Origin of the sequence: Shewanella sp. KT0246 (assembly GCF_019654955.1) — a bacterium.
GTDB classification, from domain to species: domain Bacteria; phylum Pseudomonadota; class Gammaproteobacteria; order Enterobacterales; family Shewanellaceae; genus Shewanella; species Shewanella goraebulensis.
In genome coordinates this window covers 140,445-152,378 of sequence record NZ_BPEV01000001.1, presented here as the reverse complement: position 1 = coordinate 152,378, position 11,934 = coordinate 140,445, and the positions used below count along the sequence as shown (strand labels likewise).

At 40.4% G+C, this 11,934-nt stretch carries 10 protein-coding genes; 7 read left to right on the top strand and 3 right to left on the bottom strand.

Annotated elements, in window-relative coordinates:
* The first annotated feature begins 282 nt into the window (after window positions 1-282).
* From K5Q58_RS00710 to K5Q58_RS00700, 3 genes are all read left to right on the top strand, one after another.
* A complete protein-coding gene (locus K5Q58_RS00710; protein WP_220751584.1) occupies window positions 283-549 on the top strand; it encodes a DUF2960 domain-containing protein in 267 nt (88 codons plus the stop codon).
* Window positions 550-564: 15 nt separating this feature from the next.
* Window positions 565-1,074: an RDD family protein gene (locus tag K5Q58_RS00705; protein ID WP_220751582.1), complete on the top strand. Its 510-nt coding sequence runs from the start codon at window positions 565-567 to the stop codon at window positions 1,072-1,074.
* 290 nt (window positions 1,075-1,364) lie between these two features.
* Window positions 1,365-2,474: a GGDEF domain-containing protein gene (locus tag K5Q58_RS00700; RefSeq protein WP_220751580.1), complete on the top strand. Its 1,110-nt coding sequence runs from the start codon at window positions 1,365-1,367 to the stop codon at window positions 2,472-2,474.
* Window positions 2,475-2,594: 120 nt separating this feature from the next.
* Here the strand turns inward: K5Q58_RS00700 and lptG are convergent, their stop codons facing one another.
* Together lptG and lptF are read right to left on the bottom strand one after the other, a co-directional pair.
* Window positions 2,595-3,653 carry an LPS export ABC transporter permease LptG gene (gene lptG, locus K5Q58_RS00695; protein WP_220751578.1) on the bottom strand — a complete coding sequence of 353 codons (1,059 nt, stop codon included), beginning with the start codon at window positions 3,651-3,653 and terminating at the stop codon, window positions 2,595-2,597.
* Window positions 3,650-4,762 carry an LPS export ABC transporter permease LptF gene (lptF, locus tag K5Q58_RS00690; protein ID WP_220751576.1) on the bottom strand — a complete coding sequence of 371 codons (1,113 nt, stop codon included), beginning with the start codon at window positions 4,760-4,762 and terminating at the stop codon, window positions 3,650-3,652. Before lptF ends, lptG begins: the two co-directional genes overlap by 4 nt.
* 254 nt (window positions 4,763-5,016) lie before the next feature.
* Between lptF and pepA the strand changes: the two genes are divergently transcribed.
* The 3 genes from pepA (at window position 5,017) to K5Q58_RS00675 (ending at window position 10,144) form a co-directional block, all read left to right on the top strand.
* On the top strand, window positions 5,017-6,525 hold the full coding sequence (pepA, locus tag K5Q58_RS00685) for a leucyl aminopeptidase (protein WP_220751574.1): 1,509 nt from the start codon (window positions 5,017-5,019) through the stop codon (window positions 6,523-6,525).
* Between the two features lie 192 nt (window positions 6,526-6,717).
* On the top strand, window positions 6,718-7,170 hold the full coding sequence (locus K5Q58_RS00680; protein WP_220751572.1) for a DNA polymerase III subunit chi: 453 nt from the start codon (window positions 6,718-6,720) through the stop codon (window positions 7,168-7,170).
* Window positions 7,171-7,228: 58 nt separating this feature from the next.
* The gene (locus K5Q58_RS00675) at window positions 7,229-10,144 is read left to right on the top strand and encodes a valine--tRNA ligase (protein ID WP_220751570.1); all 2,916 of its coding nucleotides are present in this window, start codon (window positions 7,229-7,231) and stop codon (window positions 10,142-10,144) included.
* 108 nt (window positions 10,145-10,252) lie between these two features.
* Here K5Q58_RS00675 and K5Q58_RS00670 read toward each other — a convergent pair whose 3' ends face one another.
* Window positions 10,253-10,672 carry a hypothetical protein gene (locus K5Q58_RS00670; protein WP_220751568.1) on the bottom strand — a complete coding sequence of 140 codons (420 nt, stop codon included), beginning with the start codon at window positions 10,670-10,672 and terminating at the stop codon, window positions 10,253-10,255.
* A gap of 739 nt (window positions 10,673-11,411) precedes the next feature.
* On the opposite strand from K5Q58_RS00670, the gene K5Q58_RS00665 reads away from it, so the two are divergent.
* A complete protein-coding gene (locus K5Q58_RS00665) occupies window positions 11,412-11,879 on the top strand; it encodes a DUF4402 domain-containing protein (protein ID WP_220751566.1) in 468 nt (155 codons plus the stop codon).
* Window positions 11,880-11,934 lie beyond the last annotated feature (55 nt).

Sequence of the window (11,934 nt, the reverse complement as noted above, 5' to 3'; positions counted from 1 at the left end):
CACGATTGATTTTCCACTATGAATAGCAAACGAAGCGCAATGCACCTTTTATTTATCTAAGTTATCAGAAAAATTTACCCCAATTTAAAGTTTGCATTAAAACTTGATTGAGCTGGTGATAACTGACACTAAAAGCATAACCATCAGTGCTATCTTGCGCCATCAGCTTTGGTTATAATAGCCAACTTATTGCTGCTGTGTCAGCATGAGAAATGCAGCATGTTTATTTAGCCGTATGAATCTATTTTACTCATACCTCAGAATCCGATTTTAGGAGTTTCCATGGCTCGCCAAGTCATTTATATCTTTAAAGGTAAAACCAAAGTTATCCCATTTAGCTATGATGTTCATCACGACTTATACGAAGCCGCAGCAGAAGCTGAAGGAATCGATTTAACAGGCTTCTTAGCAATGGAACAACAAGTGGCAATGACCTCTAAAAAAGGCGCTAAAGCTGAAAAAGAATTCCGTAAAACTGAGTTTGCTCGCTTTGGGTTTACCAGTATCAAATTTGTCAGAGAAGACGACGAAGAGACAACGACTAGCTAATTCAATAGGGCTATCATGATTAATACAGAACACGCTAACTTTCCTAGAGCCAGCTTTATTAAACGCTGTGGCGCTATGATTTATGACGCTTTACTTGCAGTAGCCGTTTATATGGTTGCTGGTGTGATTGGATTCGGACTTTTTTTTGGCCTAACAAGTACCGGTGTAATCAGCATGAATGGCCATGAACACGTTTCAGATCTACTGAATCAAACTCCACTTTATCAGGGTTTTTATCAGCTTTGGTTAGTGGTATGTGTTGCTGGCTTTTATGCCATTTTTTGGAGCCGCGGCGGTCAAACCTTAGGCATGCGAGCTTGGCGCTTAAAAGTTCAGCATCCAAATGGACAAAACCTAAGTTTCATTACTGCTGTAGCACGTGTGGTTTGGTCTTTTGCAGGGATCGGCAATTTATTTATTCTAATTAATCCTGACAAGTTAGCCTTACAAGATAAAATGACCCGTTCAGAAGTCGTTGTATTATCAGTAGAAGCGAACCAGATGAGAAATTGGCGCGGCGCATAGAGTCCACTTTCATTTCCTACTATTACGTATAGGAATACCCATCAAAGCCAATTGCACTGTCAATTGGCTTTTTTATTGCCAAATACCTCACACTCATTTAAGAAAGTGTCGATAGTAAATCAATAGATATTAATGACATACACTAGCATACGAATGTTACTTGGCGATACAAGCATACTGGAGTATCTTAATAAGACTATAAGATGAAAAATTCAACTTTAAGGCGTTGAAATAACGCGACTGTTTCAGCTTATTTAAGGAATATTTACGTAAAGGGACGAACAAAAGTTTTGAATACATTGATTGCGATTAAAAAATTGCTATTAAATTATCTGAACCGCGGTACAGAGCTTTATGACGAACCCGAAAAACGTCATAAGATTCTAATTATCAACTGGTTTGGCATGGTTGGTTTTTCCATTACTTTTATATTGGGCATCAATGCCTATTTTGAAAATAATAGTAGTTTATCAATCGTTCTATTATTGTCCTGCGTGTTATTTTTTCTTTCCCTACAGAATCATTGGCTTTTCCTAAAGCAATACCGTTTTGAAGCTTCTGGCACCTTAATTCAGCTCAGTTTACTGACCTTAATGATCTACCTTGTCTATAGTGGTGGAGCCAATAATACTGGGCCTTTGTGGATATTCTTAGTGCCTCCCGTAATGATGTTTTTTGGTGGTTTAAAAGGCGGCTTACGAAATACTCTCGGCTTTATAACTTGCTATTGCATCATTATGTTTTATCCCAATGACCAACTATTACTAGCGACTTATACCTATGAATTTAAAACACGGGTGCTCTACTCGTTACTAACCTTAACGTTTTTATCTGGTTATTATGAGTATTCCCGTCACCAGTCTTTTTTACACGTGAAGCAGCTCAGTGAGAAGTTTGAGCAACAAGCGCTTCGCGATCACCTCACTGATATTCCTAACCGCCGAGCTATGATGGAACAGCTCAATTATGAGTATGCCAGAGTGCTGCGCAATCAACATGCTATGAGTATCTTACTTGTTGATGTGGACTTTTTTAAGCAGGTGAATGATCAATATGGCCATTCTTATGGGGATGAGGTTCTGGTTAAATTAGCAAAACTTTTTACTGGAACTCTTCGTAAACAAGACATGATCTCTCGCTGGGGAGGAGAAGAGTTTTTAATATTACTGCCCCAAACACCTTTTAATGATGCTTATGAGGTGGCTGAAAAAATCAGACAAACCATTCGTAATAACCCTATTATTTATGAAAATATCACCATCCCAATTACTGTCAGTATCGGTATTGGTAAAGCTGACATCACGCATTCAGTAGACTCTGCGATATCTCAAGCCGATGAACACCTTTACTATGCTAAAGAACATGGCAGAGATAGTGTTCATCCTAAAATAGCCAGTTAGCAGCCATAAAAAAACCAGCCACTCTGAATAACAAAGAGGCTGGTTTTAATCATCACTATCACGTGCAGCTATATTTTTGTCGCGCTAGTGCTTGTTCCTAATGCTTATTTCTACGTTAGGTTACTTCCTAATAAAGTAAAGCGCCCCGGCACTAAATAGCAAGGCTGGCATACTTGCACTTATATAAGCAGGTAAGCCATAAACAATACTCAGCGGACCAAATATTTCACTACAAATATAAAAACTAAATCCTGCCACTACACCGAGCAATACTCTTGCTCCCATGGTCACAGTTCTTAATGGACCAAATACAAATGACAATGCTACTAATATCATAACTGCCACTGTCACTGGCTGCATTATCTTACGCCATAATGCCAATTCGTAACGGCTGGGATCTTGTTGATTCACTTTGAGATAATCTAAATATCCTATTAAGCCTTGAATACTCAATGCTTCAGGTTTAACAGACACCACACTGAGTTTGTCAGGGGTCAATGTCGAATTCCAAACCCGTTCTTCTTGATACTCTAAGGTGATTTTATCTTCTGTGATGTGGGTGTTTTTAACATCCAATAATCGCCACACACCATTCGCAAAATTAGCTCGCATTGCTTGCGTCATGGTTTTTAACTTTAAATCGTCATCAAATTCATAAAAAGTGATGTTATTTAAGGTGTTAATTGTCTCAACCTCGCCAATATTCACAAACAAATCGCCATCACGCGCCCAAACCCCTCGGTGAGATTTAATTAAACTCCCGCCTGATACTTTGGTTGCTTGTAACTCTTTAGCGCTGCGCTCTGCAACAGGTGCGCCCCACTCTCCCAAAGCCATCACAATAATCATTAAAGGAATAGCCGTCTTCATCGCAGAAATAGTGATTTGCAAACGTGACATACCCGACGCCTGCATCACAACTAACTCTGAGTTTGATGCCAACATTCCCATACCGATTAATGCACCGAGTAATACCGCAATAGGAAAAAACATTTCGATATCACGCGGGATCAGGAAAATCACATAAATCATCGCATCTAGCATGGTGTATGCGCCGCGCCCTACTACACGCAATTGATCAACCCACTTAATAATTCCAGATAAACCGGTCAAGATAAGCAGGCACAAAGCTGATGTACTAATGATAACGCGAGCTATATAGAGATCTAATATCTTCATGATGCCACCTGCTTGCGTTTAAACACTTGCAGTAACTTGGCACCACTTGGACGTTCTTTACCTAACAAAAACAAGCCCATTATCAGCGCAGAGCCATGGATCCACCACATACCTAACGCTAATGGAATCACTTCATCTTCTAATGCTTTACGTCCTGCAACCATCAAACCGAAATAGCCTAAATACAGTAAAATAGCAGGGAACATCTTGGCAAACTTACCCTGCCTCACATTTACCCGTGCTAACGGCACAGCAATTAAGGTCATTAATGGAATGGCTAATGGTAAAGCCAAGCGCCATTGAAACTCAGCTACGGCTTCAGGACCTGGTGTGCTAAGCAGTTCATTCACAGGTAAAGCCGATAATTTTCTTCGCCTTTCATCCACTTCTTGTTCTTTAATTTCCATCCGATAGCCACCAAATTCAATCATTTGGTAATCAAGATGTTGGGCACTACCTTGATATCTAATACCATTATCCAGTTGTAATTGCTGACTGCCAAAGCGATCTTCTACGACTCGACCTTGTTCAGACACCACCACATTGGTGAGGCCTTCTTCATCTTCAGGATCAGGGAGTTGCGCCACAAATACATTTTGTAACTCATTAGATTTTGATATTTTCTCAACAAACAATACTGCGCGACCATTGGGGCTTGCTTGGAATCGTCCTTGGGTGATAGCTGCTAAACCTGCTTCAGATTGCGCCTGCTCTAATACTTGGTTTTGTTTCTCTTCAGCCCATGGGCCAACGTAAACAGATAACACACCAGTAAATACCAGATTCGCAACTGCAATGAGTAAGGTTACCCTAGTCACATACCATTCACTGATCCCAACGCCATGGAGTACCACCATTTCGTTTTCGGCATACATTCGCCCATGAGCAAGTAATATCGCTAAGAAAAAACTCAACGGCAACACCAGCACAGTAAGCTGCGGTAAATTTAGCCCTAATAATGTGAGCACTAAAGATGCTGGGAACTCGCCATTTGAGGCATCCCCTAAGACACGCACAAATTGTTGGCTAATAAAAATAGTTAACAGCACCAAAAGTATCGCAAATTGGGCTTTTAAAACTTCAACGATCAAGTATCTAAATACAATCACAGGTAGGATCCACTGTCTAAACTTGTCTTTTTGCTAGTATCAGAGTAAGTTCACTATAAAATGTCTGCTTTCAGCAGTTATTGATAGTTTTCTGACCAGCTCGTGAGCTTCCTTAAGTGTAATTCATTTAGCTGCATAGCAGAAAATTACCAAGGATTTATTTCCTTAAAGGTTTGTAAATATGGCCTAACAGGCCTAATTAAAACATTATCTAATAAATATAAAAATTTGTCTTTAATAATCTAGGAGTGCTCATGGAGTTTAGCGTAAAGAGCGGCAGCCCCGAGAAACAACGTTCAGCTTGTATCGTTGTCGGTGTATACGAACCACGTCGTTTATCTGGTATCGCGGAGCAATTGGATAAAATCAGTGAAGGTTATATCAGTAACCTACTTCGACGCGGTGATTTAGAAGGCAAACCTGGACAGATGCTTTTATTGCATCATGTACCAAACGTACTCAGTGAGCGCGTTTTGTTAGTTGGTTGTGGCAAAGAGCGTGAACTAGATGAACGCCAATACAAACAAATCATAACTAAAACCATTAACACCTTAAACGAAACAGGTTCTATGGAAGCAGTCTGCTTCTTAACAGAACTACACGTTAAAGGTCGCGACACTTATTGGAAAGTACGCCAAGCTGTTGAAACAACTTATAACAGTTTATATAGCTTTGATACTTTAAAAACCCGAAAAGGTGAAACTCGTCGTCCATTACGTAAAATGGTATTCAATGTGCCAACGCGTCGTGAGCTAACCATTGGTGAACGCGCAATCGATCACGGAATGGCCGTTGCTGCTGGTATGGACTTGTGTCGTGATGTGGCAAACATGCCACCAAACATCTGTAATCCTGCTTACCTTGCTTCACAAGCCCGTCAAATTGGCGAAGTTCATGACAATTTAACCGTGACCACCATTGGCGAAGAGCAAATGGCTAAACTGGGTATGAACTCATACTTAGCGGTTGGCCGTGCAAGTGCTAATGAATCAATCATGACTGTGATGGAGTACAAAGGCGCAGTAGATGAAACTGAAAAGCCAATTGTACTTGTCGGTAAAGGTCTAACATTCGATTCAGGCGGAATTTCATTAAAACCAGGCGATGGCATGGATGAGATGAAATATGACATGGGCGGTGCAGCTGGTGTTATCGGCGCAATGAAAGCGCTATGTGAAATGAACTTGCCAATCAATGTTATCGGCATACTTGCGGGTTGTGAAAACATGCCTGCGGGCGATGCTTACCGCCCGGGTGACATTCTAACCACAATGTCAGGTCAAACTGTTGAAGTACTAAATACTGATGCTGAAGGCCGTTTAGTGTTGTGTGATGTGTTGACCTATGTTGAACGTTTCGACCCTGAACTCGTTATTGATACAGCCACCTTAACTGGCGCTTGTGTTATTGCTCTAGGCAAACATGCATCAGGTTTATTCTCATCTCATAACCCATTAGCTCACGAGCTATTGAATGCAGGTGAACAATCTGGTGACCGTGCATGGCGTATGCCGATTTGGGATGAATACCAAGAAATGCTAGAAAGCCCATTTGCTGATATGACTAACTTAGGTGGTCGTCCAGCAGGGTCTATTACTGCAGCATGTTTCTTATCTCGCTTTACTAAGAAATATAACTGGGCACATCTTGATGTTGCTGGTACTGCTTGGAACAGTGGTGCAAATAAAGGCTCAACGGGTCGCCCAGTACCAATCTTAAGCCAATTCCTTATTAATCGTGCAGGCGTAGATCAAGGCGAATAAGCCTTATTTACACAAGCCGATATATTGAGCTTTCTAATAAAAGGTGAAGAAGTGTTTCTTCACCTTTTTTATTTTTCTAAATGAATTAAATAACAAACACGTCTAATTGTTAATTTAACCCCTGTACGCCCTAGCCCCAAGAGTTGCTTTTAGTGTAAAATCCGTCTTTACTTCGTCAAATATAGTAAAAGCATGCCAAAGACTCTGTTTTACTTAATGCCCGCCATCAATACACAGCCAAGTGCTATCGAAAGTGTATTGTTAAGTGCCTGCCAATTAGCAGAAAAGCATTATCGTCAGCAGCAACTAATTTATATTCATTGCCAAGACAAACAGCAGGCATACGCTATTGACGAATTACTTTGGCAATTTGAGCCAACGGCTTTTGTTCCCCACAATTTAAAAGGGGAAGGACCGGTAACGGGCTCACCAGTTGAGATTGGTTTTGATAAGTTAGGCGCTAATAAAAGTCGTCAATTACTCATCAATCTTGCAGAACAAGTGCCATCATTTGCGGTTAACTTTCCGCATATTATCGATTTTGTTGCTAATGATGATGCGCTTAAACACATTGCGCGTGCTCGCTATCGAGAGTACAAGCAACTAGGCATTGAGCTCACAACAACTGAGTTCACTGGCGTTTAAGTCAGTTGATTCGTTAACAATACCAACTATTAATTTAGATTGAGAAAACAAAAATCCCATGGAAAAAACATATAATCCGCAGTCAATAGAGCAATCTCTTTACCAAAACTGGGAAGAGCAAGGCTACTTCAAACCACATGGCGATGAGTCAAAAGGTAATTATTGCATCATGATCCCGCCACCAAACGTGACGGGTAGTTTGCACATGGGTCATGCATTCCAAGACACCATTATGGATACGTTGACTCGTTACCAGCGTATGAAAGGTAAAAACACCCTTTGGCAAGTGGGTACCGATCACGCTGGTATCGCAACTCAAATGCTGGTTGAGCGTAAAGTTTTTGCAGAAGAAGGCTTAGGCCGTCACGATTTAGGTCGTGAAAACTTCATCGACCGTATCTGGGACTGGAAAAAAGAGTCTGGTGGAACCATCACTAAACAACTACGTCGCCTTGGCGCATCGGTAGATTGGGAACGTGAACGTTTTACTATGGATGAAGGCATGTCAGAAGCCGTACAAGAAGTGTTTGTACGCTTATATGATGATGAATTGATTTACCGTGGTAAGCGACTAGTAAACTGGGATCCTAAACTGCACACCGCAATTTCTGATCTCGAAGTTGAAAATAAAGAAAAGCAAGGCAGCATGTGGCATTTCCGCTACCCGCTAGCTGACGGCGCACTAACTGCTGACGGTAAAGACTACTTAGAAGTGGCCACCACTCGTCCAGAGACCATGTTAGGTGACAGCGCCGTTGCAGTTCATCCTGATGACGAACGATACCAATCATTAATTGGCAAATTCATTTTGCTGCCAATTGTAAACCGCCGCATTCCAGTTGTTGCTGATGACTATGTTGACATGGAGTTTGGTACAGGTTGTGTGAAAATCACTCCAGCTCATGACTTTAACGATTATGAAGTCGGTAAACGTCATGCCCTGCCTATGTTTAACATATTAACCATCAATGCAGACATTCGCAGTCAGGCTGAAGTCGTCAACACTGATGGCACTGCAAACAACGAGCTAGATAACAGCTTACCTGAGCGTTATGCAGGTCTTGAGCGCTTTGCAGCACGTAAAGCGATTGTTGAAGAGTTCGAGACACTAGGTTTATTAGGTAAAATTGATCCTCACGGATTAAAAGTGCCATACGGCGACCGCTCTGGTGTGGTAATCGAGCCATTACTGACCGACCAATGGTATGTATCAGTTGCACCTATGGCGAAAACAGCTATGGAAGCCGTAGATAACGGTGATATCAAGTTTGTGCCTCAACAATACGAGAACATGTACAACTCTTGGATGCGCGATATTCAAGACTGGTGTATTTCGCGTCAACTTTGGTGGGGACACCGTATCCCAGCTTGGTATGACGAGTCAGGTAAAGTGTATGTTGGCCGTGACGAAGCAGAAGTTCGTACTAAGCATAAATTAGATGATTCTGTGGTATTACGCCAAGACAACGATGTATTAGATACTTGGTTTAGCTCAGCGTTATGGACATTCTCAACTTTAGGTTGGCCGAAAAATACTGAAGAGCTAAAGGCATTCCATCCAACAGATGTGTTGGTGACTGGTTTTGATATTATCTTCTTCTGGGTTGCCCGCATGATCATGATGACCATGCATTTCATCAAAGATGAAAATGGTAAACCTCAAGTGCCTTTCAAAACGGTTTATGTCACTGGACTTATCCGTGATGAAGCCGGTAATAAGATGTCTAAATCTAAAGGTAATGTTCTTGATCCACTAGACATGATTGACGGCATCGACCTTGAGTCACTGGTTGAAAAGCGTACTGGTAATATGATGCAGCCTAAAATGGCCGCTAAAATTGAAAAAAGTACCCGTAAAGAATTTAGCGAAGGCATAGAAGCACACGGCACCGATGCCCTTCGTTTTACATTAGCCTCTATGGCATCAACGGGTCGCGACATTAACTGGGACATGAAACGCCTAGATGGTTATCGCAGCTTCTGTAACAAGATTTGGAATGCTTCACGCTACGTATTAATGAACACCGAGGTTCAAACTGAAGGTGCTGATGAAGATGCTATTGGTGAAGCGTTAGATTGTGGTCAACTATTAGTTGATGGCAAACCAGGTGAAATGGAGCTATCACTTGCTGATCGCTGGATTATCGGCTTGTTTAATCAAACCGTTAAAGCTTATGACGATCACATGGCTAACTACCGTTTTGATCTTGCTGCTAACACTATTTACGAGTTCACTTGGAACCAATTCTGTGACTGGTACTTAGAGCTAACTAAGCCTGTTATGCAAAGTGGCACTGAAGCTCAGCTTCGCGGTACTCGCCATACTCTGGTTACAGTATTAGAGCAAATGCAGCGCTTAATGCATCCAATGATGCCTTACCTTACTGAAACCATTTGGCAGCGTGTAAAACCGCTTGCTGGTGTTGAAGGTGAGACATTGATGCTGGCTCAATTCCCAGAATTTGATGCAGCTAAAGTTGATGCCCAAGCAATGGATGATCTTGAGTGGGTTAAGCAAGTGATTACTGCTGTACGTAATATTCGTGCAGAGCTTAACATTGCGCCTTCTAAGCCATTAAATGCACTTTTACGTGGTGTCAGTGAGCAAGATAAAGCCCGACTTGAAGCAAATCAAACCTTCTTCAAAACACTAGCCAAACTTGAGTCAATGACTGTTCTAGCTGATGGTGAAACTGCGCCAATGTCTACCACACAACTTGTGGGTGACATGGAATTACTTATTCCTATGGCAGGTTTAATTGATGTCGCTAAGGAAGTGGCTCGTATCGATAAGTTACTTGAAAAAGCTGCAGGTGAATTTAAGCGCATCGAAGGTAAGTTATCTAATCAAGGATTTGTTGCTAAAGCGCCTGCTGCCGTAATTGAGAAAGAACGTGCTAAGCAAGCTGAATATCAACGTGATATTGAAAAGCTTACTGAGCAGAAGGCTGAACTTGCTAAATTAGAAGGCTAACTAATTCACAAAATCGTGAATAAATAGCAGCGTTAAAAAGCCATCAATGTCCGTTGATGGCTTTTTTATTGGGTGTTAAGCGTTAATCGACTCTAAACAGCTAACCCATTATTGCTCATTCACACTCAAGGTATATTGGGGATACTTAAACCCTTGACTCGACTTCTTATTTGCCACCACCTTTGCCCCAATATCTATGTACTCTCCAGCTATCCCAGGATTATCTAACCCCAATACAGGAAATGTTTTATAAGTGGTGTTTTTATAACGGATCTTAAAGTTTTTGAGTTGGATTAATGGTTCATTATCTAAACTCATAAAGTTGATATCAATGGGAGAAGAACCATCAGAGGTAATAAAATATCGGCCTTGATAATAGTCATTATCCAGCAAAGTAGAATTAGTTGAATTACCAATTGCGCCTTTCCAATTCACGACTACAGTAGTGCTAGAACCGCTATTTTGTAGAACTGTGGGAAATTTTATTGGTTGAATTTCAGTGATGGCTATTTGTGCTGAGGCGGTCAAGCTTATTAAGCTCGAGCACAAAGCTAACAAACATAATTTTAAAGCGTCAAATGGTTTAATAACACAATCAGTAAACCGCATAAATATATTGCCCGTATAAATTTATTTTTATTATCAACATATTAGAAATCTAAAGATCAAAAAAATCGATTTCAGGTAAAAGTAAGCCCCAACAGCACATTAATACAAATCTTCTGAATGTATCACTTTGTACAAACTTTAACATCTTCTCAATCTAATCATAAAAAATCAACAATCAAAGTAATTTGGCATTGTTCTTTTATCAATTCAGTCGATACAAATAAAGTCACTATACAATACAAATTCAGTTTTAAAAGCGCACACAAAAGATTAAAAACAACCACACAATCACTGTCACAAAAGTTTAACATTACGCATAAAACATACATAAACAGTGTATTTATAGAACTGCCCGCACTAAAAGCTGTATTTAAAAACCTCAAAACCTATGGTTTATACTTTTGATTTTCAGCAAGTTAAACACTAGTTTGAAATCTAATACTTTTTAACTATTCACCCCATATTCACCTAGTTTATAAATTAGAACTTTCAGTTACATCAAAAGTACACCCTGAAATTGTAATCAAAGTGTTGCAAAATATTTCAACAATGTTACTTTGACTTTGCCCTGCAAATAAGTCGTTGTTTAAATACGATAATTATCCGCACAAAAAGTATGGGCTATTAAAACTATAATATTTTACCTTGGAACATAAAAATGACTAAAAAAATACTATTATCTACAGTTATAGCTTCAACATTACTTCTTTCTACTCAAGCCGGTGCAGAAGATGCGACAGGCACAGCAAATTTCAACTTGGTTTACCCGATAACAGTCGCTGAAACTGAGCAAATGGAATTCGGCGATGTATCTATTGCAGCTGATGGACAATGTGCTTTAGATTATTCAGACACCACTTCTGGCGCAGCTTGTGTTGCAGGTGGTAATACTGCCAATACCGGTTTATTCACAGTAACAGCTGCAGATGGCACGGTTAACTTATCGCTTTCAGCTGCAGATACTTCTGTATCTGGTGTCACTTTCACGCCAACACTTGCTAGTGCAACTGGTACTGTTGCTAGTAACACACTTGCTGTTGACGTAGGTGGTACATTGGATATTGTTGCAGCAAGTGCTGCTCCAGGTACACACGCACTAACTTATACGCTTTCAGTAACCTACTAATATTATTGATTTTTAATATTAGTAACTTACAAATAGGTGGTTAATCTATTTAAGA

Bases quoted from the DNA above. Each gene is read 5' to 3' on its own strand.
- K5Q58_RS00710 (WP_220751584.1), top strand. From the start codon at position 283: ATGGCTCGCCAAGTCATTTATATCTTTAAAGGTAAAACCAAAGTTATC.
- K5Q58_RS00705 (WP_220751582.1), top strand. From the start codon at position 565: ATGATTAATACAGAACACGCTAACTTTCCTAGAGCCAGCTTTATTAAA.
- lptG (WP_220751578.1), bottom strand. From the start codon at position 3,653: ATGAAGATATTAGATCTCTATATAGCTCGCGTTATCATTAGTACATCA.
- pepA (WP_220751574.1), top strand. From the start codon at position 5,017: ATGGAGTTTAGCGTAAAGAGCGGCAGCCCCGAGAAACAACGTTCAGCT.
- K5Q58_RS00680 (WP_220751572.1), top strand. From the start codon at position 6,718: ATGCCAAAGACTCTGTTTTACTTAATGCCCGCCATCAATACACAGCCA.
- K5Q58_RS00675 (WP_220751570.1), top strand. From the start codon at position 7,229: ATGGAAAAAACATATAATCCGCAGTCAATAGAGCAATCTCTTTACCAA.
- K5Q58_RS00665 (WP_220751566.1), top strand. From the start codon at position 11,412: ATGACTAAAAAAATACTATTATCTACAGTTATAGCTTCAACATTACTT.